The organism is Chitinophaga niabensis, assembly GCF_900129465.1.
Classification (GTDB): domain Bacteria; phylum Bacteroidota; class Bacteroidia; order Chitinophagales; family Chitinophagaceae; genus Chitinophaga; species Chitinophaga niabensis.
Genome location: NZ_FSRA01000002.1, coordinates 1,604,448 through 1,626,444 on the forward strand (window position 1 = coordinate 1,604,448; position 21,997 = coordinate 1,626,444).

Annotated in this window: 21 protein-coding genes; 10 read left to right on the top strand and 11 right to left on the bottom strand. The window is 45.3% G+C overall.

Annotation, left to right across the window (positions count from 1 at the left end; genetic code table 11):
• Positions 1-22 precede the first annotated feature (22 nt).
• Positions 23-502 carry a CinA family protein gene (locus BUR42_RS23765; RefSeq protein ID WP_074242065.1) on the bottom strand — a complete coding sequence of 160 codons (480 nt, stop codon included), beginning with the start codon at positions 500-502 and terminating at the stop codon, positions 23-25.
• 188 nt (positions 503-690) lie between these two features.
• Positions 691-2,856, bottom strand: a complete 2,166-nt coding sequence (locus BUR42_RS23770; protein ID WP_159442336.1) for a TonB-dependent receptor plug domain-containing protein — start codon at positions 2,854-2,856, stop codon at positions 691-693.
• Between the two features lie 131 nt (positions 2,857-2,987).
• Here BUR42_RS23770 and BUR42_RS23775 point away from each other — a divergent pair, with 131 nt between their 5' ends.
• Complete coding sequence (locus BUR42_RS23775) at positions 2,988-3,959, top strand: helix-turn-helix transcriptional regulator (RefSeq protein WP_074242067.1); 972 nt, start codon at positions 2,988-2,990, stop codon at positions 3,957-3,959.
• A 153-nt stretch (positions 3,960-4,112) separates the two neighbouring features.
• On the opposite strand, the gene BUR42_RS23785 is transcribed toward BUR42_RS23775, so the two are convergent.
• Positions 4,113-4,442: an antibiotic biosynthesis monooxygenase family protein gene (locus BUR42_RS23785; protein ID WP_074242069.1), complete on the bottom strand. Its 330-nt coding sequence runs from the start codon at positions 4,440-4,442 to the stop codon at positions 4,113-4,115.
• Between the two features lie 158 nt (positions 4,443-4,600).
• Here BUR42_RS23785 and BUR42_RS23790 point away from each other — a divergent pair, with 158 nt between their 5' ends.
• The 5 genes from BUR42_RS23790 (at position 4,601) to BUR42_RS23810 (ending at position 8,563) form a co-directional block, all read left to right on the top strand.
• On the top strand, positions 4,601-5,284 hold the full coding sequence (locus tag BUR42_RS23790; protein WP_074243173.1) for an HmuY family protein: 684 nt from the start codon (positions 4,601-4,603) through the stop codon (positions 5,282-5,284).
• Between the two features lie 11 nt (positions 5,285-5,295).
• Positions 5,296-5,922 (top strand): hypothetical protein, encoded by a 627-nt coding sequence (locus BUR42_RS23795; protein ID WP_074242070.1) that lies wholly within the window; start codon positions 5,296-5,298, stop codon positions 5,920-5,922.
• Between the two features lie 124 nt (positions 5,923-6,046).
• Positions 6,047-6,781: a hypothetical protein gene (locus BUR42_RS23800; RefSeq protein ID WP_143197561.1), complete on the top strand. Its 735-nt coding sequence runs from the start codon at positions 6,047-6,049 to the stop codon at positions 6,779-6,781.
• Between the two features lie 3 nt (positions 6,782-6,784).
• Positions 6,785-7,798, top strand: coding sequence for a hypothetical protein (locus tag BUR42_RS23805; RefSeq protein WP_074242072.1), 1,014 nt, complete (start codon positions 6,785-6,787; stop codon positions 7,796-7,798).
• A gap of 57 nt (positions 7,799-7,855) precedes the next feature.
• Positions 7,856-8,563 (top strand): hypothetical protein, encoded by a 708-nt coding sequence (locus BUR42_RS23810; protein WP_074242073.1) that lies wholly within the window; start codon positions 7,856-7,858, stop codon positions 8,561-8,563.
• 57 nt (positions 8,564-8,620) lie between these two features.
• Here the strand turns inward: BUR42_RS23810 and ygiD are convergent, their stop codons facing one another.
• The 7 genes from ygiD to BUR42_RS23845 all read right to left on the bottom strand — a co-directional run bounded on the left by ygiD (position 8,621) and on the right by BUR42_RS23845 (position 17,181).
• The gene (gene ygiD / locus BUR42_RS23815; protein WP_234979789.1) at positions 8,621-9,463 is read right to left on the bottom strand and encodes a 4,5-DOPA-extradiol-dioxygenase; all 843 of its coding nucleotides are present in this window, start codon (positions 9,461-9,463) and stop codon (positions 8,621-8,623) included.
• A gap of 23 nt (positions 9,464-9,486) precedes the next feature.
• The gene (locus BUR42_RS23820; protein WP_074242075.1) at positions 9,487-10,308 is read right to left on the bottom strand and encodes an SDR family oxidoreductase; all 822 of its coding nucleotides are present in this window, start codon (positions 10,306-10,308) and stop codon (positions 9,487-9,489) included.
• A complete protein-coding gene (locus BUR42_RS23825; protein WP_074242076.1) occupies positions 10,305-10,721 on the bottom strand; it encodes an NAD(P)-binding domain-containing protein in 417 nt (138 codons plus the stop codon). Before BUR42_RS23825 ends, BUR42_RS23820 begins: the two co-directional genes overlap by 4 nt.
• Before the next feature lie 57 nt (positions 10,722-10,778).
• Complete coding sequence (locus BUR42_RS23830) at positions 10,779-11,360, bottom strand: Crp/Fnr family transcriptional regulator (protein WP_074242077.1); 582 nt, start codon at positions 11,358-11,360, stop codon at positions 10,779-10,781.
• Positions 11,361-11,414: 54 nt separating this feature from the next.
• A complete protein-coding gene (locus tag BUR42_RS23835; protein WP_074242078.1) occupies positions 11,415-13,109 on the bottom strand; it encodes a RagB/SusD family nutrient uptake outer membrane protein in 1,695 nt (564 codons plus the stop codon).
• 18 nt (positions 13,110-13,127) lie between these two features.
• The gene (locus BUR42_RS23840) at positions 13,128-16,223 is read right to left on the bottom strand and encodes a SusC/RagA family TonB-linked outer membrane protein (protein WP_074242079.1); all 3,096 of its coding nucleotides are present in this window, start codon (positions 16,221-16,223) and stop codon (positions 13,128-13,130) included.
• A 307-nt stretch (positions 16,224-16,530) separates the two neighbouring features.
• On the bottom strand, positions 16,531-17,181 hold the full coding sequence (locus tag BUR42_RS23845; protein WP_074242080.1) for a DUF6766 family protein: 651 nt from the start codon (positions 17,179-17,181) through the stop codon (positions 16,531-16,533).
• An 85-nt stretch (positions 17,182-17,266) separates the two neighbouring features.
• Here BUR42_RS23845 and BUR42_RS23850 point away from each other — a divergent pair, with 85 nt between their 5' ends.
• Positions 17,267-18,775 (top strand): FAD-dependent oxidoreductase, encoded by a 1,509-nt coding sequence (locus BUR42_RS23850; RefSeq protein WP_074242081.1) that lies wholly within the window; start codon positions 17,267-17,269, stop codon positions 18,773-18,775.
• A 2-nt stretch (positions 18,776-18,777) separates the two neighbouring features.
• Entirely contained in the window at positions 18,778-18,972 is a 195-nt protein-coding gene (locus BUR42_RS23855) for a KTSC domain-containing protein (RefSeq protein ID WP_074243175.1), read from the top strand.
• Here BUR42_RS23855 and BUR42_RS23860 read toward each other — a convergent pair.
• Entirely contained in the window at positions 18,969-19,331 is a 363-nt protein-coding gene (locus BUR42_RS23860) for a winged helix-turn-helix transcriptional regulator (protein ID WP_074242082.1), read from the bottom strand. The genes BUR42_RS23855 and BUR42_RS23860 overlap by 4 nt on opposite strands.
• Positions 19,332-19,458: 127 nt before the next feature.
• On the opposite strand from BUR42_RS23860, the gene BUR42_RS23865 reads away from it, so the two are divergent.
• Entirely contained in the window at positions 19,459-20,445 is a 987-nt protein-coding gene (locus BUR42_RS23865) for an alpha/beta hydrolase (RefSeq protein WP_074242083.1), read from the top strand.
• 310 nt (positions 20,446-20,755) lie between these two features.
• Complete coding sequence (locus tag BUR42_RS23870) at positions 20,756-21,997, top strand: hypothetical protein (RefSeq protein ID WP_074242084.1); 1,242 nt, start codon at positions 20,756-20,758, stop codon at positions 21,995-21,997.

Sequence of the window (21,997 nt, forward strand, 5' to 3'; positions counted from 1 at the left end):
TTAATGTTTAAGTGTAGAAATATTACCCCAATAGTTTGAGAAATGCCCCCAATACGGAATTCACATAGTACAGCTGTACTTCCTTGGCCGTACCGTTTCCTCCCTGCATTTTGCCGGAAGCGATCACCTTATCTTTCTGCACGATCGCATAATAAGCAAACACCTGCTGATTTGATTCCGGGACCGGCGTAGCATATCCTGTAAGACTAATACCCCAGTGGCTGGAAAACAGCTGCGTAACATGTACGGCCATTTCAGCCGCTACTTTCCCATCTACACAGTTGCAACGGGCGGCATGGATGGGTTCAATATGTAATTGTCTTGCTTTCTGGCCAAGATTATAGGTGGTTATACCACCTTGAAAGAAATGAATGGCATCGTCTGCTCCGGAGAGGGCAAACTGCAACAATCCTGCAGTAACACTTTCCGCCACAGCAACGGTTTGTTGATGCTGCAACAGGTAGTCTTTGATCTGCCTGATCTTTTCGTCGTTAAATTCCATGGTGGGCACAATTCCCCATAATAGGCTAAAATATTGTGCCAAAGGGTTTGCTTAGTTGCAATGGCCCAGCGCGAGATAGATAATAATGAAGACCACCACCGTACCAAGACAACCACCGCCTAATTTTTTTGCGCCGTATCCGGCAATCAATGCTCTGATAAATTTGTTCATGGGTTACAGTTTGTACCCTAATGTACTGAATTTTTGCGCAGGTTAAAAATAAACCCGGCCATCAGCATCCTGCCTGGTTGCGATGGCATCAGGTAATCTGTGTGATTGGTGATATTATCTGCGGTGAGGCGGAGGGTTAATATATCGCGGAGCAATGTTTTCTGAATAGAGGCATTGAGAAGCGTGTATCCTTTCACAAATACATCGTATTGATCTATGTATCCGTTATTGTCAATATCCAGGAAGCCATACTTGCCTCTGTATCCTGCACGCAGGGAAGCAGTGATGCCCCAGGGCTTATAATCATAATACGCCTGTACATTGAACATGTGCTTACTTCTGTTGGGCAATCCGAAATAATCACTGGCACGGGCAGGGCGGATACCTTCAGGGGTCCTTACAGTTGTATGGCCAATGTTATCAATAATAGCCCTGTTTTTAGCTATGAGGTACTGATATCCTGCACTCAGCACTAAACGTTTCAGCGGGCTGTATTTGAAACCTGCTTCCACCCCCGTGGTATAGATATCTTTCAGGTTGAAATAAGAAAAGATCTGCTGTCCGTTTTTACTGATCCCCACCTGTTCTGTGTTGATGAGGTTGTCGATCTTGTTATAGAAGCCATTAATGTCCAGCTCGGCTGTTTTGGCAAAAGAGAATCTGGCGCCGAAATTGAGGGAAGTGGAAGTTTCCGGTTGCAGATCACGTATGCCTGTTGCATTGACCCATACCTGTTGCACGAGCCCTGCTTTTTGCAGTTCTTCTATCTTCTCTTCAAAATTATTAGCTCCGATCACGGTATATCCTTGTGTGATATTGGTGAACACCTGGTACATCTGCGCATAGGTGGGAGATTTAAACCCCTTGCCCAAAGAAGTTTTGATCTTTACCCAGGCAGCAGGAGACCAGGTGGCACCAAGACTTGGATTCAACTTCCCGCCATACAAATTATTTCCATCGTACCGTAACCCGGCAATGAAACTATAGACAGGCCCGGGATTATAATTCAGTTGCGCATAACCGAAGTAATTATACATGCTATAGATCATTTGCTGATGATCTCCGCCCAGCCCTCCGGTAAAAGAGAGTTTTTCAGGGAGCAGGTCTTTCGCTGCCTGTAGCTCCAGCCTGTTGATCACCTGAGAGAAAACATTCCGCTGTAGTTCCTTTCCCGTTTCAACGATATGTACGGCTTGTTCTGTTTTATAATGCGTGATATAGTAACGGCCCAATAAGCGCCAGCCGTTATTTAAATTGGTATTGAGCGAAAGGGCGGTGTTGAAATCCTTTTCGTCCAGCAGATCGGAAAAAGGCTGGGCGCCATAGGAACGGTCCATTACGGAATGCCTGTCTGCCAGTCTGCTGCTGAGATAGAGGGAACTTTTATCACTTAGTTTATAATGTCCGCGGCCTTGCAGGTTGATGCTGTGATAAGGGGGGGATGTCTGTCCTTCTTTTAAATATTCGGTATTAACGTTGAAGCCATCTGTTCTATAATAATTACCGGAGATGTTCACGGAGCCACGGGTAAAAGGAGCTTCTCCCTGAAGGGTGGCATCCATTGTATTATAAGTACCATAGAACAAACTGGCGGTAGCCTGCGGATCTATAACGGTTTGTTTGGTGATGATATTGATCACGCCTCCCATGGCTTCACTTCCATATAAACTACTGGCAGCACCTTTGATCACTTCTATCCTTTCTATATCTGATACGCTGATGCGGGAGAGATCAAAGTTACCATTGAAACGACCTGTCATGGGCTGGCCGTTGATAAGTATAAGGATATATTCAGAGCTGAAGCCCTGCATTTGTATACCCAGGCTACGATTCCCTGATCCCAGGTCATTTACCATAGCCATGCCCGTTTGCTCCCGTAACACCTCATCCAGCCTGCGGCTGCCCATCATCCGGATAGTTCTTTTATCAATGATGGTGATAGGATTTGCTACTTTTTTAATGTCTATCACATCATCCTGCTTTTTGTAGAGCTGATGGGTGATGTTAACTGTTTCTAAAGACCTTATATTGGTGTCTTGCGCTTGTGCAGTACCAACAGTAAATAACAGTATCAAGATCTTTTTCATGGGGAACAAAGTTCCGCTTTCCACCACACCTGCTACGGAGAAAGACTTACCTGAGAAGGAGAAGCAGCCCCTCAGATGCGGAAAAAAATTTACCATATCCGGAAACATTTTATCCGCAGATATCCTATGGCAAAGGGTTCTGTAATACCACCCTTTCAATTGTAATCTGCGTGCAATATTTTCCAGTGGGAATGACATAATATTGCCGTATAGCAAAATCAAAGACCTTGTGTGCCCTTGTTTCCAATGATATAAAATGCGCTTTTGACATAAGCGGTTCCGGTAACCTGAGAGAGCGGCGAAAAGCGCTGACAGAGAATGGCCATTCCGGTTCTGTTTATGAGATGCTGAGTCCGGATGGTATTAACCTGGGATATTATAATATTAAGTCAAGCCAGGAAGGAGAAGTAGTGTTTAAGAACATGAACCCTTTTCTGCAGATCAGTTATACACTGAGCGGGAATAAAAGTTACACCACTGGCAGCGAGCTTACCAAACTGGCTTCTTTTCAGAAACATCAGTATAATTACCTTTTCTTCCCTGAGCAGGAGATCCATCTCAACTGGCAGGCAGATGAACAGCTGGAGATCTTTGAATTGGGTGTAACGCCGGAGCTGGTATTTAATTTCCTGCCGGAAGAACATCCGTTGTTTCCTGTTTTTATAAAAAGCATTGCCAACAATACACCTGCCCTGCTGAGCGAAGTGAACCTTCCTTTGGCCTCCAATATCAGCGCCATCCTGTATGATATGCTCAATTGCCCACTGGACGGGCGTTACAAGCAATTATACCTTAAAGCCAAAACTACAGAACTGCTGGCTATCCAATTATCCCAATACGAACAGATCAGCGGGATGGCCAAAAGTGATACGCGCGCATTGAAGAAAGAAGACATAGAGCGGATGCATATGGCGCGGGATATTATTATCAAGAACATCAACAGCCCTTGTACATTAATAGACCTGAGCCACCAGGTGGGAACAAACGACGCCTACCTGAAGAGTCATTTTAAACAGGTATTCGGTACTACCGTATACGGCTATCTGCAGAATATCAAGATGACGCATGCGCGGGAATTACTGTCGCAGGGAAAAGCCGTATCTGAAGTGGCTTATTTATCAGGTTACAAACATACTGCCCATTTCACGAGGGCTTTTAAGAAACATTTCGGTTTTTCTCCGGGTATTATGAAAAGGTAAAGTTGCCGGCCACTCTACCGTTCCCTCATTATTTAGCCAACCAGTATATAAATACAAGCCAAAGCAGCCCCTTTATTAAAAAGAAGAGAAATCCCCAGAAGCCGATGCGCTTCAGCCATTTCATTAACTTTTGCTTAGTGGTGGTTGTTTCCATTATTCACTAATTACCTGGTAAATTTTAAAGTCGCTGGTCATAGGAGCAGGCCTGCCTTCTGCTTTTGCCTTGGCAATTTCTTCAAACCCACGTTTATGCCCGCTGATGAATGCTTCTGATTTCATCCAGTCTTTAAACGATTGTTCCGTTTCCCAATAGCTCACGATCAGGTAAGCATCTCCCTCTTTGGCAGGACGTAGCACATGCATGTTGATAAAGCCTGGCATGGTATCTATAGCATGCGCACGGGTAGCGAAAAGTTGTTCAAACCGCTCCTGGAAATCGGTGTTGCATTGGATGTAGTTAATGGCTACGAAATTCTTGTTCATAAAAAAATGTGATTTAATTATGACAAAAGTATAACTGTCACACCAATGTCATGCGCCTATCCGGGAATAACAGTTACCCCAAACGGAATAATGGTGAAATTCCGTGGAAGGTTGCTATTTCTCCCAAAGTGGTGAACGCGCCTCTGCAATTTTGCAGCATGAAATACACGGTTGTATTAAGTGCTGTTATCCTTTTGATGGCAGCCTGCAGCAAAGATAAGACTTCACCCGATCTCACAGATAGCAAGAGTGTGACGGTGCTGGACATGCCGGGAGACCTTGGTGCTTCCATGGGAGATAATGTGGATGGTAAAGAAAAACGTCCTTTCTATAGCATCACTTTCCACTTTTCCGATAAGCAGACCCGCATGATCAAAACCACGGCAGATTCGCTGCAATACCTCAAAAATGCAGACTGGGACCTTGCCTTCACCAAAGAATATAATTCCTATGTAGTTACCAATAACGGAACAATAGCCGGAACGCCGGGGTATGGCGGCCCGGGTGTTGGCAGGATGATGATCATAGAGAAACCATATGACCAGGTATTGGAAGCTCCCGGAGATGCCGAGTTTGTACAGAAAGGCATCGCCGGTGTTGGCTGGGACAGTGGTAACGGTTATGGCTGGTATTTTTATTCTCTCAGCAATCACATCTGTGTACCGGTGCGCAACAGAACATTCATTGTAAAAACAGCTGCCGGCAAATTCGCCAAACTTGCTTTATTAAATATCTACAAAGGTAATCCGCCTGTTGTAACAGACCTTTTCTGGCCTGCTCCCTACCTCACGTTTAAATACTTTGTGCAGGAAGATGGCAGCCGAAATTTGAGAACCAATTAATTCGTGCATATATGAACTTCAAAGTGTTACTCGTTACCTGCTTTGTATTTACAGCCTGCTCAAAAAGCAAAACGGAAGATAAGCCCGATGAAGGCAGTTCCTTACGTACAGGAGTTTACAGGGTAGAGAACCTCGTAGCGGATACTACAGCCACTTCTGCAGGCAATGCCGTTTCCATGTATTACAGCCTCGAGGAAAATAAAGTGATCCCTGAATCCCAAAGGCAAACAGGCAGATGGGATATTGTATTCTATGGGATCTATAATAGCAGTGTATATCCTAATAACGGCGCATCCATTGGTTCCCCCTCTTTTGGCGGCCCCGGCAATGCGAGGATCTATGTGGTGGTAGACAGGAAGTTTGACGCACAGTTCTATGATACCATCAACTTCAAACCAAAAAATCTCCCTATCCCCCGGGCACTTTTCAATGCTGCATTTGATGCGGTGAAAACGGCAGACGACAGCAAATTAGGGATCCGTGATATAGGACTGGACCATTTCCAGGGAGAAACAGACGGCTGGGGGTATTATGATTTTTACGGCGCGCTCTTCCCGGGCAATGCAAAGAAATCGCATATCGTATACACCATGCCGCGCGTGATGATCGTGAAAACGCATAAAGGGCACTATGCTTAAGTAATGATCGAAAATATTTATAAAGACAATCCTGAAGACCCTACAAGAGACAACAAACCAGGATTCGTAACATTTAAATACGCTATCCAGATGGATGGCAGCAAAAACTTAGATATCAAATAACATGAACAGAATTTTAAAGGTGATGATGCTCCTTGCGATAGCAGGGTGCACCAAAACGGATACTATTGCTCCGCCGGCAGAAGCTGATAACAGGATTACGGAGTATAAGATCGTGAATGTTCAGGGCGATCCCATCTATGGCACTATCCACGATGCCGACTCCAGCATCACGGTTTACCTGCCTTTTTATAAACAACTGGTAGTATTGGAACCGGAGATCAAAGTAAGTACCGGCGCTACCGTGCAACCGGGTACCGGCACTTTGATAGAAGATCTTTTGGATGTTTTCCAGAAAGGACGGGATATTAAATATGCCGTTACCGGTAAAAGCGGGAAGAGGAAAACCTACACACTGAAGATCAATGTGCAGCAACCCTCATTGACCCTGAAAGAAGTAAGCACCAGCGCAACGGATATCAAAGTATACGATATTAAAATGAGCGTTGATTTCTCCGGCATGAACCTGGCCCTGAGGGGAACCGGTTTCCAGGAAAACCTCAGCCTGATGAAAATAGTCCTGGTAGATGAAACCGGGAAAGAATATCCGCCTTTTGTAAAGTCTGCCACCAATACGAATGATCTGAACCTGGTAGGTATTTCACTGGTAAATTATAAATCATCTCCCGATCCCTTACTAACAGCATTGCCTGCCACAGGATTGTACAAGATCCGAGTGTATTCTTACGCCAAAGTTGTTACCACCACATTCCCCATCCGTATCAATAAACTGCCATAGATCATGTATAGAATTATATCCTGCATTTTAGTACTGGCGGCATTTATTTCCTGTAAGAAAGAAACGGAATATGCCCCTTATCCATATAACAATATTGAGTTACTAAGCATCACTGCCGGAGGAGATGAAAAGATCAATGCTTCTTTTAATAAAGACAGCATCATCATTTACTGGCCATCTTATCTCCCTAAACCCGCTAGGATCACACCACAGATCGCCATATCAGAAAATGCTACCATTACACCGGCTTCCGGAACAGAAGTAGCTTTTGCAACCGGAACTAAATTCACGGTGAAAGCTCAAAACGGTGCCGTGAAGGATTATTTCCTGAAAGTGGTGTATAACCAACCGGATATACAAGTGTTTGAAGGTACTTATGCCACTACCAAAGGAGGAACGATCACGGTGAATACTGGTCGTGAAATACGTTACCTGGCCCGCGATGTGAACCTCACCCGTTTTTATATCGTAGATAATGCCAACAAAGAAACACAGATCCCCATTGAGTTTGCAGATCAGGCAGACGGCACGCCCATTATGCGGATAAAGGTCCCCAATACGGACGATGTAAAGATCGGCGCTTACAAAATAAAGATCGTCAGTGAAGAGCGCACGTTCATTTCCCCCAATGCCATCTTCGGCGTGTTGTACCCTGCAAGTGCAAAACCTGTTGTGAATGAGATCAAAGCACCGGTTACTGTAAAGCAGGGTGAAACGATCACGTTCAATGGTACCGGCTTCTTTGATATGAAAGAGGCAAGGGTATATGCCTACGATGCGAACTGGAATGAAATTGAAGTAGCTACGCTGGCACTGGTGAGTTCTACTGCTACCTCTGCTACTTACCGCATCCCCACTACATTCAAAGCAGGTACTTATCAGCTGGGAGGTTATGATGCAGATGGCATTGGTATTCAATTGCGGATAACAGACTTCATCGGATTCTGGAACTGGAACAAACAAACGAAAGTATATGTAAATGTGGACGGTGCTACATCGTTTACTGTTACACCATAATAAATGCATTACAGCACATCCAAAACCCTTATTGTTTATTATTAATCCAATATTACTATGACACAAATTAAAACCCTTTCGCGCTTAGCGCTGTTGTTAACCACTGCCTCCACTTTGTTCGTTGCCTCCTGCTCCAAGAACAAAGATGTGGATGCAATAACCCTTCGTGATCAAACCCTGTCCGTAACCATCCCGGACGGAACTAGTCAGAGCATTACAGGCCCCGGCGTAACTTCCGGAACTATCAGCCGTTCCGGTAGCGTGTATACCGTAACAAACTTTAAACAAGCCTATTCAACAGGCCCCGGCCAACCAGCAGATGGTAATCTCTACTGGCGCTTTACAGTGAACGAAGCTGGTACCCCTGCTAACTTCAATATTAAGTTCACTGGCATTGCTACAGGAGATATTACCTCTAACGATTCCATCCGTTTCATTAATAAAGCTTTTGCTTCTGTGGTATATGCAGACTGGGCAACGGCATCAAACCCCGCCAGTTCTCCAGCAGGTTCTAACGTGATCGGTATGGACCAGGTAACAGGTACAGGTATTCCTCCAGCCGTTGCGGCATATGCAAATGGAGCCGGCTGGTATATTTACAATTGGAGTGGCGGTCATACCGTTACCCCAGTTTCCGGCAGAGTACTTTTATGGAAGAGCGGTACCACCATCTATAAATTTGATATTCAGTCTATTTATCTCAATGGTGTTACCGGCGGTTCTTTCCCTTATTACAATTTCAGATACGAGGAGCTGATCCCGTAAACCATTAAAAGATGCTGCTGTAAAAAAGAAAGGTTGCTCTCCGAGAGCAACCTTTCTTTATCCTAATCTCACTGAAGTCATGGTTAGCGATCCCGCCACCGCCTTATCATTAAATATCTCTACTTCGTCTTTTGCTCCCTTTAATCCAAGCGTGTACATCAATGGATAATAATGGTCCGGGGTAGGGATAGCCAGTCTTATATCCTTACTAATGGTTTCATATTTTATCAGCGAGGTATGATCGCCATTATAGATGAGTTGTTTGAATTTCGAATTGATATCTAATGCCCAGTCATATCCATACCCGGGTTTATCCAACTTATCCCATGCTATCATACCCAGGTTGTGGACCATGTTGCCGCTTCCGATGATCAATATGCCTTTCTTCCGTAGCTCATATAATTCTTTTGCCAGGTTATAATGATATTCCGGGCCTTTGGAATAATCGATGCTTAATTGCAATACGGGGATGTTGGCTTTGGGATACATGTGACGAATGATCGTCCAGGTACCGTGGTCTAATCCCCAGTCGTGTGCCATTTCCACTTTGGTGGAATGAATGAGGGATGCTGTTTCTTTTGCAATAGCAGGGCTTCCGGGTGCAGGATATTGTACAGCAAAGAGTTCGGGGGGGAAACCGCCGAAGTCGTGGATGGTTTCCGGGAAATCCATGGCCGTGATCTTTGTTCCTTTGCTCAGCCAGTGAGCAGAAACTACCAATACCGCTGCCGGTGTTGGAATAGTTTCAGCCATTTTTACCCAGTGCTGTGTGAAGCTGTTGTGCTCAATACCATTCATGGGAGAGCCATGGCCGATGAACAACACCGGCATCAGTGTGCCATTTTCTGATAAATTATCCGTGAACTTATTGAATGCGGCGAGGCCGCTTAATGCTATCATTTTAAGAAAGTCTTTTCGTTCCATTATAATTGCTGGAGGAATGATTTGATGTTTACCGGTTTGCGGCCGAGTAATTTTTCCAGGTCATCTCCGGCATAGCTCAATGCGCCGGTGGAGAAAGTAACCCCAATCCCTGCGCTTACAATGATCTGCTCCTGTGGTAAGCCAGCTTTGGCTAAGATCTCTTTGAATTCCTGCACGGTAACGTCCTGGTATTTGATGTCCAGGATATCCGCCATTTCGGCTAAAGTGAAAGAAGGAGAAGAAGTGATCTCGTAGATCTGGTTACGGTGTTTCTCCGGTGCGGATAATACTTTCGCCAGGGCTTCTGCCATTTCACTGCGCAAAGCAAGATTTATTTTGGCGCTGTTGCTGGGATAGGTCCAGGTACCTGTTTCTATAGCATTTCCTAAGAACCAGGGCATATATTCCAAGTAAAAAGTATTCCTGAAAATGGTATATGCCATACCGGATGCGATCAGCAGTTTTTCTGTTTCTGCGTGATCAGGAGCCAGCGGACCGGGAGAACCTGCTGCCTGAACATGGCTGGTGTAAATAATATGCTGCACACCGGCTGCTTTGGCTGCATCGATCACATTAGCATGCTGTTCCACCCTGTTTCCGAAAGTACTGGTAGATACCAGGAGCAGTACTTCAATTCCTTTTAAAGCAGTTTGCAAAGCGGCTTTATCGTTATAGTCGCCAATCCTTATTTCAACAGGGAGATCTTTGCCTTTCTCCGCTGACCTAACCAGGCCGGCTACTTTCGCGGCGGGGTTTTCTTTGAGTAATGCATTAATGGTTAATTGTCCGAGATGTCCGTTTGCGCCGGTAATGAGTATCATAGTTTATTTCTTTTAAGTTGAATATCAGGAAAAAAGCCGACTGACCTCAGAAGGTCTGCGGTAGCGTAGAGTGCTTCTCCGTCATCACCGGAGATATTAATAACACGTTGCTCCGGGGAAAGGTTGGAGAATTCCACCACTTTGGAATGAGGAAGCAGGGTTTGCAATGTTTCCAGGGAGCCGTTGCTGAGTACGATCTTTTGCACGGCCACTGCCCTGATCTTTTCTGCCATTTCTTCTGCCTGGGCCGCCAGTACAATAATGTCTGCTTCCCAACTTGCTTCAATAGGGCAATCCATGAGTTCCCCTTCTTTACATTCCCATCCAAACAGCAGTATGCGATACCTGCCTTTGGACAGTGTTTGTGCAAGTGGCGTTTTGCCAATGATCGCTATGGTGGTTGTGGTGGTCATGCTTTGCAAAGGTACGCATGCCTCATGCTCCGATCCATTGATCCCAGATAAGAAATTTTACTTTTTGTGCAGCAGTTGTTTGCGGATGCGGCTCAGGGTTTCCGGGGTAAGGCCGATATAAGTGGCAATAATATGCTGGGGTACGCGGTTGACGATATCAGGATAAGTTTTGGTGAAGCGGATATATTTTTCTTCCGTGGAATCACTCAGTACGCCCGTGATCCTTCTTTGCATGGCCACTAAATTATTCTGCATCAGGATCCTTAAATAACGTTCCATCTTGGGTACTTTGGCCACCATTTCCTCAAAGGTGCTATTGCTTAACATGAGGGCTTCTGTATCTTCTAATGCAGTGATATTATATAAAGAGCGTTCATTGGTAAGAAAGCTGTACATGTCTGAGATCCACCAGTTCTCCGGGGCAAATTGCACTGTGTGCTCTCCACCGTTATCGTCCGTATAATGTGTGCGGAGTAAACCTTTTTCAACAAAGAGGATGTATTTACAGGCCTCACCTGCCTGTAGTACGTATTGTTTTTTTCGGATCTTTTTGGGTACGAAGCAGGTTTTGATCACTTCCTGTTCTTCAGCAGAGAGCGATACTTTCCGGTTAATATTATCCAGCAATACTTCGTACATAATTGCTAAGATAGGAATAATATGGCGGGCACCGTTAGATGCCCGCCATAGATTTTACCAACCTTCGTTCTGAGGATATTTGGGTCCTGTAGTCACCGCATCTATTTGCGTTTGCGGGATCGGGCGCAGCAGGTGTTTGGGACTGATGAAATTTGCACGGCTGTCCGGCGTATGCAAATTCAGCCTTTTCTGTAACTGACCTGTTCTGATGAGGTCCAGCCACCTGGTGTTTTCACCTGCCAGCTCGCGGGAACGTTCATCCAGGATGAAGTCGAGGTTCACATCAGCCACCGTAATGGTCATGGCTGCTTTATTGCCTGTAGGGAATGCGGCCCTTTCACGTACGGCATTCAGATAAGGTACGGCATCTCCGGGCCGGCCATCCATTAATGCGGCTTCTGCTGCCACTAGATATGTTTCCGCTAAACGGTATGCGATCACGGGCCTGATGGAAGGAGCGTTCATATCAGAGCGTTTGGTGTCCACAAACTTCGTTAGTGCAGGAGAAAGCCGCGGATTATATAAACGGGAAGGGATCAGTGTATAAGGTGCAGCTGCGATCTGGGCTGCCGTTCTGTTCCCCTGCGGCATGTAAATAGCTGTATCGCCCAGTTTGAATTTAGGCCCATTGGGAACTGCGCCAGCCGGAGCACCCGGAGGTAAGGTAGCAGGCCATTTTGGAATACTGGCCGCGTTGTTACAATACCAAACGGTCTGAAAGGATTTGTCGAACCGGGTATCATTCACTCTTTCTTTAAATACGGTATCTATCAGCCATAAGGTAGGGATCGTACGGATATACGGACGGCCATCATGAATATTACGGGCCATGCCATCTACTTTTTCATACAAGGGAGAAAAGAGATGCACCAGCATATTATCCGGCGTACGGTTATCCTGTTTGGGTGATCCGTTGTAAGCCAGGCTGGAAGTATGTTGTACAGACCACAATACTTCCATGTTCGCTTCATTACCTTCTGCAAAAACATTCCCGAAATCAGGCAGCATCGCCAGGCCTAAACCAGGAGCCGTATTGATCAGGTCTACAGCAGTGTTGTATGCATCCTTGTAATCAGTGGCTACTTTGGATTTTCCACCTGCACGGGCTAAATAGACTTTTGCCAGCACATGTTTTGCAGCGGCGGCATTAGCCCTTCCGGGATCCAGGCCTTTTGTGGTAGGCGCCGGTTGCAGATCAGGGATCGCTTCTTTCAGGTCTTTGATGATGGCATTGAATACATCAGCCTGCGGATGCCTTGTAGCAGCAGTGAGCGCTTTGTCCTGGAATTTATCCAGCAGGGTTACATCTCCCCAGAATTGTACCAGCACAAAATTGTAGTTAGCACGCAGGAACTTGGCTTCTGCAATGAGGCGTTTCTTTGTTTCTGCAGGGATTTCTGCCACATCCGGCGCAAAGTCGATCACGGCATTGCAGGTATTGATATAGGTGTAACAGTTCTTCCATAACGCTTCCACCTTTCCATCATTGGTTTGGTAGGTAGGGGCATACAGGAACATATTACTGTTACCGTCATTTCCTTTCATGAATTCATCCGTGGCAACTGTGGCCATGGAGAAGTAATCTTCGCAACCCCAGATAGTTCTTGTACCTGCATAAGAAGCATCCAGCGCTGCATTAACACCCTGAACGGATTTATAGAAATCCGGCGTGAGTACCGAGTTGGGTTTCTCATCCAGCATCTTTGAACAGCTGGAAAGGAGTACACATAATATGATGATCTTTTTCATAACAAAGCAATTGAAAGATTATAAAGTAAGGTTGATACCAAATACCATAGACCATGTAGCCGGGGTATCCGCATTGATGTTCCCTGCAGATTCAGGATCTACACCATGGAATTTATTACGGTATTCAGAGAACAGGATGAAAGGGTCCTGCGCTGTTGCATATACACGAACAGAACGGGCTCTCAGTCTTTGTACAAAAGAAGAAGGCAGATTGTAACCCAGGCTCATGCTCCTTATTTTCAGGAAGCTGCCATCAATATAACCCAGCGTGGAATTGTACTGCGTTTGGGTGGAACTATTATTAGGTTTAGGGTAATAGGTTTCTCCGTTTGTTGGTGTCCAATAGTTCACATTCAGGTTGTTGTAATTGCCCTGGAAGGTATTGGAAAAGCCACCACCATATAATTTACTGTTCAGCATACCACCCATGCGTGCAAATACTACTACGGTGAGGTCCAATCCTTTATAGGAAAAGCGGTTAGTCATACCGCCTTCCCATTTTGGCTGGTTGGAACCAATGATCGTTCTGTCTGCTGTACTGAAAGCTGTATCACCATTTACATCCCGCACGCGAATATTACCGATCACGGAAGTAGGGCCTGTTACTTTTTGCTTATGGGCCAGGGCTGTGAGGGAATCCTCTTTTGTATTCTGCCAGATGCCAATACGATCATAGTCATAATAAACACCGATAGGCTGACCCACAAACCAACCGTTATTGATATCCTGCTGGATACCATCATACAGCTCCGTGATCTTTCCGCGGTTGATATAGAAATTCAGATTGGAAGTCCAGGTGAAATCATTGGCCCCTTTACCCTGGATATTCACCGTGGATAGCTGCACTTCAATACCCTTGTTCTCTGTTTTACCTACATTCACCAGTACATCGCTGGGAATGCCTGTGGTGAATGGTAGTTTCTGTGGCAGCAGCAGGTTATTGGTGTATTGTTTATATACTTCCACACTACCCGTGATGCGGTTATTGAAGAATCCGAAGTCAAGTCCTGCGTTGATGGTAGAAGTGTATTCCCAGGTAAGTTTAGAGTTAGATGCAGAATTGAAATAAACGCCGGTTACGTTAGTTGATCCATAGTTATAAGTAACCGCTGCCAGCGAGCCCAGTGTCTGATAAGGATCGATGGCGGTATTACCCACACGTCCGATACTTGCACGGAGCTTTAAATTGGATACATTGGCGGCGGACTTCAGGAAGTTTTCACGGTTGATATTCCAGCCAATAGCGGCGGAAGGGAAACCCTGGTATTTATTACCCGGAGCAAGACGGGAACTACCATCTGTACGCATGGTTAAAGTGAGCAGGTAACGATCGTCGAAATTATAGTTCAACCGGCCCATATAGGAAATGATGTTCCATTTATTCGCTGATCCGCTACCAGCAAGGTTCAAACCATACTGGCTGTTGAAGTATTGCAGATTGTCAGATAAGAGGGAATTATTATTGTACTTGTTAGTCTGATTGTTTGATTGCTGCACACTGTACAATCCGGTGAGATTGAAACGGTGTTTATGGAAAGTCTTATCATATGTGAGCAGGTGTTCCAGCGTATAGTTGGAACTCAGCACATATTCATTACTACTGGTGTTCAGATTGCCCTGGTTATTGGTAGTTTTCGCAGAATAGAAAGTACCATAGGTATCGTTTTTGATCTCCGCGCCACCATTAAAGCGGTATTTCAAACCAGGCAGGATGTTTACATCCAGATAAACGGTGGTAAAAGTACCTGTACGTTTCCTTTTTTCTACTGAGGCGCCGGGAACAAAGTTGGCGAGTGGGTTCCAGATCTGTTTGGCACTTCCTGCAACGAAAGCGTTGATAACAGCACCAGTGCTGTCGTAGGCGGCAGCCATAGGACTTGCTCTTAATGCCTGGCCCATGGGATTGGCACTTTCGCCATCCGTGGTAGAATAGTTGTTCAGTGAACTTACACCTATTTTAAAGATCTTATTGATCTGGTGATCCACACTGGCTTTCACGGTGAACCTTTCAAAGGACTGGCCAAAGTAGATACCAGTTTCTTTAAAGTATCCGCCGGAGGCGCTGAACTGCGTTCTTTCATTACCACCTGAAATGCCGATCTGGTGATTGGTCATCAAACCAGTGCGGTAAATGAGGTCCTGCCAGTCTGTATTTCTGCCGGCAGCAAGGCCCGCCCTTTCTTCTGCATCAAAAGCATCCAGCAGGATCTGGGGATCTTCCGGCGTTTTATATTTAACGTTATCACTGTTATGGTAAGCCCATTTTTTAAGACCGGCATATTGTTGGGAATTCATCAGGTCATATTTGCCGGCGGGTTTTACGAAACCGCCATAACCGCTGTAAGTGATCTGTGCCTGGCCGCTGCGGCCACGTTTGGTAGAAACAAGGATCACCCCGTTGGCGCCTCTTGAGCCATAAATAGCAGTGGCAGATGCATCTTTTAATACTTCTACAGAAGTAACGTCATCCGGGTTCAGGTCGTTAATATCCCCATTATAGGGAATACCATCTACAACAAAAAGCGGCGAGTTGGTAGCCTTGAGTGATCTGCTGCCCCTGATGAGGATAACAGGTTTGGCACCGGGTTTACTGTTACCGCCATTTTTCTGAATGTCAATACCAGCACCCTGGCCTTTTAGGGCAGAACTCAGGTTGGAAGAAGGTACATCCCTTAAGGCCTGTGAGTTGATGGAAGCAATGGAACCCGTTACATCCGATCTTTTCTGGGAGCCATATCCTACTACCACTACTTCATTCAATTCACCTTTGTTGGTGGCCAGCAGTACCGTTACATTATTCATGTCTGCAGCTGCCACGTTTAGCTCACGTGTGATGAAACCTGTGTAAGTGATCCTGAGTGTACCGTTTGCAGGAGCTTTCAGTTCAAAATTGCCATTGGCATCAGTAGCTGTGCCACTGGTGGTACCTTTGATCCCAATGTTGGCGCCCGGCAATGGGTCCCCGGTCTGCGAAGCCACTTTTCCTTTTACCGTCACCAGTTTCTCCTGTGCAAATACTGCAGTGGAAGAAAACAGCAGGCATAACATAGTTAGTTTAAATAGTAGTCTGCCGGGTGGAATGGCCGGCATAACTGAAATGATCCAGTTTCTCATAACGTTTGATTTTAATAATGAAGGAGGGAAAATGAATAAATTAATGGGTTTGCTCAGTACTGCGCATGAGGAGCAGCACAAGCAGGCAATAGCTTATGTTTTCATAAAAGTGGAATTAAATTAACTTTTCTGTCTTGATGCAAACGTTTGCAAAAACCTGGTTAAAAAGGAGCGCTTTCGCACTCTGGTAATTGTAAACAGGCTACCACCGGTATTTTAACCGATGGAAAACTTACTTAAAGTTGCTCATTTTTATTATACCGGAATGGACCGATTTTAACAGATGCAGGTGTTTTTTTAACACTTCTTATTTTCCTGTTTCAGCGTGGGGGGCATCTACGGGTTTGGATTCAGGCGAACCCCATTGCCTCAGGTAAATAGATAGGAATACAATAGCGGCAACAGACAGGAACTCGCTTTGCCAGTTCTGGAATGATTCAAACCAGAACTTTGAGTTACCCAGGTATTCACCCATGGATGCCGGTGATTTATGGAGAGCGGTTTGTTCTATATTATAATGTGCCCTGCTGCCGATAAAATGCAGTACAAAGGAAAAGAGGAATAAAAGGAAAAATGCGATCGAAAGAGAATTACGGTAGATCTGCAACCACCATCCCCCTTTGTTAACAGCCCACGGAGCATCCGGCCCTGGTTTAGGTTCCCTGTCCACTTCTTCTTTTTTGTCCAGGGCTTTTGATTCAGCAGAGCCTTTTTGTCTTAACCAAACAGTCAGCAGTACATACATGCCCATTTGAAGGAATTCACTTTCCCAATTCTCGAAAGTTGCTTCCAGGAAGTGGGGGCTGATGAGGTAAGCCGCAAAACTTACAGCTGCCATTCCTTTTTCTTCCAGCTCCGCATTGAATTGTTTATGACCCGTAAATGCCTGTGCGCACCATGTAATAAGCAACATGCTTATAAAAACGATGGTTAATCCGTTTCGGTAAAAGAATTTCATTTTAAACGAAGTATAAAAACAATGCCATCTTCTACCGCTGTTTAAAAGGCATATGTTTTGACAGGGTATAATTAAAACAGGAACCATGATAAAGCGAGACGGACATCTTACCAGCCTGTGGCAGGACACAAAACAACCATATACAACACAACCGTTTGCCGAAAGGGACGAATGGGATGTAATTGTTGTTGGTGGAGGTATAACGGGTATCAGCACAGCGTTACGTTTGCAGGAAGCAGGGAAACGCTGTCTTATTATAGAAGCCGAGAACCTTTGCTTTGGCACAACGGGGGGAACTACAGCGCATATCAATACATTGCTGGATACGCCTTATACAACCATTGCGCAGAACTTTGGGGATGATAATGCCAGATTGGTGGCGAATGCTGCAAAGGAAGCCGTGGAAAATATTAAAACTAACATCCGTACATACAACATAAACTGTGGATTTTCTGAAGCGGATGCGTACTTATTTGCACAGGATAATTCCCAGGAAAAGGAATTGGAGCAAATCCTGGCGGCCACCAAAGCAGCAGGAATATCTGCTGCATTCATAGATAATATTCCCGTTCCCATCTCATTTACAAAAGCCATCAGGGTGAAAGGGCAGGCTAAGTTCCAGCCGCTGGATTACGTAATGGGCCTGGCGGAAGCGTATGAAAAATTGGGTGGTGCCATCCTTCAGCATTGCAGGGTAACTGGTGTGGAGAATAATGAATTGGTAGAAGTAGAAACCACGCAGGGTATTTTTAAAGCACGCGATCTGATCTATGCTACACATATCCCTCCCGGCGTGAACCTTGTACATCTCCGTTGCCTTCCTTACCGTAGTTATGCGATGGCTGTTCTGCTGAGTGACAGAAAATACCCGGAAGACCTGAGTTATGATATGTACGATCCTTATCATTATTACCGCACACAGGTGGTGGATGGGCAACCATACCTGATCGCAGGTGGTAAAGATCATAGAACGGGAGATGCGGAGAATACGGAGCAGTATCTTCTGCAACTGGAGGCCACTATCCGTAAACATTTTGCAGTAGCGGAGATTAAGTATAAATGGTCTTCCCAGTATTATGAATCTTCAGACGGGCTGCCATATATAGGTTCCCTGCCGGGGCAGGCTGAGCATATTTATGTAGCTACAGGTTTTGGCGGTAATGGTATCACCTATAGCCATGTAGCGGCAGCTATCCTGGAGAAACTGATCCTGAACGATGGCTCTCCTTATATTCCATTGTTCGATCCTAATCGTTTGAAGCCGGTAGCCGGATTTAAGAATTTCATGAAACATAATCTCACGGTGGTGAAAGACCTGGTATCAGGACTGTTTCCTGCTGATAAGCTGGAATCTTTATCTGGTATAGCCCACGGAGAAGGGCGTATTGTGGATTATGAAGATGATAAAGTGGCGATCTATAAAGATGAAGCGGGAAACATTCATGCTTTACATTCCTTGTGTACCCACCTGAAGTGTGAAGTGCAATGGAACGGTGCAGAGCGTTCATGGGATTGCCCCTGCCATGGAGCGCGGTACGATATTGATGGAAATGTATTGAACGGCCCGGCAGATAAAGGGCTTGAAAAACGTTGATCATGCCATCCACGGTTATCAAAAGGTTCACTTATGATAGCAAAAAGGCCAGGCTGTATGTGACTTTCCTGTCTGGCAAGGTGTATGCATACCTCAACGTGCCGGAAAGCGTGTATGAAGAAATGAAAGCGGCGCTCTCTAAGGGAAAATACTTAAATGAGTATGTTAAAGGGAAGTATGAATTTAAAGCTGTTTAAGCAACGCCTTGTAATTCTTCGTCTATACGGGTGATCAGTTCCCGCCTTTCTTCTCCCCATGCATCCATGGCGTCAATAATTGGCAGGATGCTCTGGCCAAGGTCTGTGAGGTAGTATTCCACTTTAAGGGGTATTTCATCATACACCTTTTTGGAGACCATGCAATATTCTTCCAGTTCCCGCAGCTGCATATTGATCACGCGGGGGCTGGCATGGCTGATATACCTGTGCATTTCACTGGGTCTTCTGTATCCGCGGTTGATAGCATCTAAAATGCAGGGTTTCCATTTGCCGCCCAATACTTTGATCGCTATTTCAATACCACATTCCGGGTTTTCCGGGATTTTTTTCACGTACATAAAGGGAAGATTTAGAAGATAAAGGTAAAGATCATCGTTTTATTAACCATGCCGCAGGATAGGGAATTATTTGTCCCTACCTTCTGGCATTGATGTTGCGGCAATTAGTTGCAATAAATCTTGTCTTATGAATAATACAAATCAACCCAAACCCCAGGACTATTTATCCGACCCCCATCTTAGCCCTGCAGTAAAAGAATTCTTAAAACCCCTGAATGCAGGAGGCCCTCCGGTAGAAAGCCTGCCTGTGCCGGATGCCCGGAAAGTGCTGGTGGATGTACAGGCAGCTGTAAAAGTGGATGTTTCCGGAATTGATGTGTCCGAAAAGACCATTACGACAGACGGGTTTACCATCAAACTACACATTGTACGGCCGGAAGGAGCTTCCGAAAAACTGCCGGTGTTTATATTCATTCACGGTGGCGGTTGGGTACTTGGGGATTTTCCTACCCACAAAAGACTGGTGCGTGACCTGGTAGTGGAATCAGGTTATGTTGCTGTATTTGTTAATTATACGCCTTCGCCGGATGCTAAATACCCACAGGCGGTCAATGAGATCTTTGCCGTTACAAAGTGGGTGGCTGAAAACGGAGATGAAATAAATGTGGATGGTAAAAACCTGGCTGTGGTAGGAAATAGTGTGGGAGGAAATATGACAGCCGTGACCACGCTGAAAGCAAAAGAGCATGGCGGACCTGCCATTAAATTACAGGTACTGTTATGGCCGATCGTAGATGCCGGGTTCAATACGGAATCTTATCGTCTCTATGGTGAACAGCGTTTCCTGACCACTTCCCTGATGAAATGGATGTATGATCAGTATACAAAAGATCCTTCACAGCGGAAAGAAATATATGCCTCTCCGTTACAGGCTACTGTGGAACAATTAAAAGGATTACCTCCTGCATTGATCCAGGTAGCGGAGAATGATATTTTACGGGACGAAGGAGAAGCTTATGGCCGTAAACTGGATGAAGCCGGTGTAACGGTAACTACTATCCGTTATAATGGTGTGATCCACGACTGGGGAATGTTGAACGGGATGGCTGAAATCCCCGCCACCCGTTCCCTGGTATTACACGCCGCCGCAGAACTGAAGAAATATTTAGGATAAAGGACATTTGCGGGATGTTTTGAATCTCTCTGCGTTCCGCAAATATATTTGCATAGCATTTACTTATTTTGCCATATGCAGCAAAAATCTTATTTTCATTATACTATTTGAATATTACGTAACCATAAATCCGAACAAACACCAAGTCTATTTGAACCCCGCCTAAGCAGCGATCTTAACAACTAAGCAAGAATTAATACAGGTATTGCGTTTGCCCTATCCGGCAGGACGATACTGTTATGCTCCTGTTTAGTATTCCTTATGAAAAATTATCTCACCAATTCGTATCAGCTGCTTAAAATCTACTACCATGAAGAACATTGCATTTGCAGTGCTGTTACTGTTGTTCAGCAGTATCGCCTCTGCACAGCTTAAGGTCGGGTCCAATCCAAGCCAGATCAACAAATCATCCATTCTTGAACTGGAATCAGAAAGACAGGGTCTGCTGCTTCCCAGGATACCCGGAGCAAATCTTACCACTGCACCCCTCAACACTGCCCCGGACGGGATGATCATTTATGTAACGGATTCCACAAGCCTGTTTATCAGAAAGAATAATTTATGGCAGCGCATGTCTGCAGACAGTGTTGGCAACAGTAATAACTGGAACACAAAAGGCAATGCCGGGTTGGATTCCGCCATTAATTTCCTGGGTACGCTCAATCAGCAACCCCTTATCTTCAAAACCAATAACGCAGAACGTTTACGCGTAACCGGTAGCGGTAGTTTAACCGTAGCGCCCGGTACCATTGGTAATGGTACTAACCAGGTACAGGTATTAGTGATAGACCCTGCCACAGGTACTTTATTGCAAAGGACCATGGCTGCATCTGCTTTCAGCAATGCGATCGTTTCACTCAACGGGCTGCGGGATTCTGTGCAGACCTTTAGGGTAGACAGTGCCGTTACGGTAGATGTTGCCATTAACTCTGCGGCTGGTGTACATACTTTTAACGTTCCCACACAGAATGGGAACGGCACCACTTCCCGGGGTTTATTATCACTGAGTGATTGGACGCGTTTTGATTCTGCTGCACGCTTCCGCATCCTCAAAACAGGTTTTGCCACACTCACCAATGCAAATGGTATCAGTATCGCCAGTGATTCTATTAAACTGCATCCTGCTGATGCTACTAATCCCGGTGGTGTATCTACTGTTACACAAACATTCGGCGGAGCCAAGAATTTCAGGGATTCACTAACAGTGGGTCTTGCACAGGGAACTGCAGCGAACTCTACCTTCCAGGTGAATGGTTCCATGGCTACCAATATTACCAATACGGCAGCTAATTATACAGCTACGGCAGGAGACAATACCATCCTGGCAAATGCCTCCACCGGAGCCATTACCATTACCCTACCCAGCCCCAGCGGATTGAACGGAAGGATGTATACGATCAAAAAGATCGGTACCGGGGGGATTGATAATGCTGTTACCATCAGCCCCACTTCCGGGAGTATAGATGGCGGAACTAATTATATTATCTATAACGACTGGACCTTTGTAACCCTGCAAACAGACGGAACCAACTGGTATGTGATAAAGAAATAA

Excerpts from the sequence above, each read along its gene's own strand:
- BUR42_RS23850 (WP_074242081.1), top strand. The coding sequence starts at position 17,267 with ATGATAAAGCGAGACGGACATCTTACCAGCCTGTGGCAGGACACAAAA.
- ygiD (WP_234979789.1), bottom strand. The coding sequence starts at position 9,463 with ATGATAGCATTAAGCGGCCTCGCCGCATTCAATAAGTTCACGGATAAT.
- BUR42_RS23835 (WP_074242078.1), bottom strand. The coding sequence starts at position 13,109 with ATGAAAAAGATCATCATATTATGTGTACTCCTTTCCAGCTGTTCAAAG.
- BUR42_RS23765 (WP_074242065.1), bottom strand. The coding sequence starts at position 502 with ATGGAATTTAACGACGAAAAGATCAGGCAGATCAAAGACTACCTGTTG.
- BUR42_RS23855 (WP_074243175.1), top strand. The coding sequence starts at position 18,778 with ATGCCATCCACGGTTATCAAAAGGTTCACTTATGATAGCAAAAAGGCC.
- BUR42_RS23825 (WP_074242076.1), bottom strand. The coding sequence starts at position 10,721 with ATGACCACCACAACCACCATAGCGATCATTGGCAAAACGCCACTTGCA.
- BUR42_RS23770 (WP_159442336.1), bottom strand. The coding sequence starts at position 2,856 with ATGGTAAATTTTTTTCCGCATCTGAGGGGCTGCTTCTCCTTCTCAGGT.
- BUR42_RS23785 (WP_074242069.1), bottom strand. The coding sequence starts at position 4,442 with ATGAACAAGAATTTCGTAGCCATTAACTACATCCAATGCAACACCGAT.
- BUR42_RS23820 (WP_074242075.1), bottom strand. The coding sequence starts at position 10,308 with ATGATACTCATTACCGGCGCAAACGGACATCTCGGACAATTAACCATT.
- BUR42_RS23790 (WP_074243173.1), top strand. The coding sequence starts at position 4,601 with ATGAAATACACGGTTGTATTAAGTGCTGTTATCCTTTTGATGGCAGCC.
- BUR42_RS23830 (WP_074242077.1), bottom strand. The coding sequence starts at position 11,360 with ATGTACGAAGTATTGCTGGATAATATTAACCGGAAAGTATCGCTCTCT.
- BUR42_RS23870 (WP_074242084.1), top strand. The coding sequence starts at position 20,756 with ATGAAGAACATTGCATTTGCAGTGCTGTTACTGTTGTTCAGCAGTATC.
- BUR42_RS23810 (WP_074242073.1), top strand. The coding sequence starts at position 7,856 with ATGACACAAATTAAAACCCTTTCGCGCTTAGCGCTGTTGTTAACCACT.
- BUR42_RS23845 (WP_074242080.1), bottom strand. The coding sequence starts at position 17,181 with ATGAAATTCTTTTACCGAAACGGATTAACCATCGTTTTTATAAGCATG.
- BUR42_RS23805 (WP_074242072.1), top strand. The coding sequence starts at position 6,785 with ATGTATAGAATTATATCCTGCATTTTAGTACTGGCGGCATTTATTTCC.
- BUR42_RS23795 (WP_074242070.1), top strand. The coding sequence starts at position 5,296 with ATGAACTTCAAAGTGTTACTCGTTACCTGCTTTGTATTTACAGCCTGC.
- BUR42_RS23865 (WP_074242083.1), top strand. The coding sequence starts at position 19,459 with ATGAATAATACAAATCAACCCAAACCCCAGGACTATTTATCCGACCCC.
- BUR42_RS23840 (WP_074242079.1), bottom strand. The coding sequence starts at position 16,223 with ATGAGAAACTGGATCATTTCAGTTATGCCGGCCATTCCACCCGGCAGA.
- BUR42_RS23800 (WP_143197561.1), top strand. The coding sequence starts at position 6,047 with ATGAACAGAATTTTAAAGGTGATGATGCTCCTTGCGATAGCAGGGTGC.
- BUR42_RS23860 (WP_074242082.1), bottom strand. The coding sequence starts at position 19,331 with ATGTACGTGAAAAAAATCCCGGAAAACCCGGAATGTGGTATTGAAATA.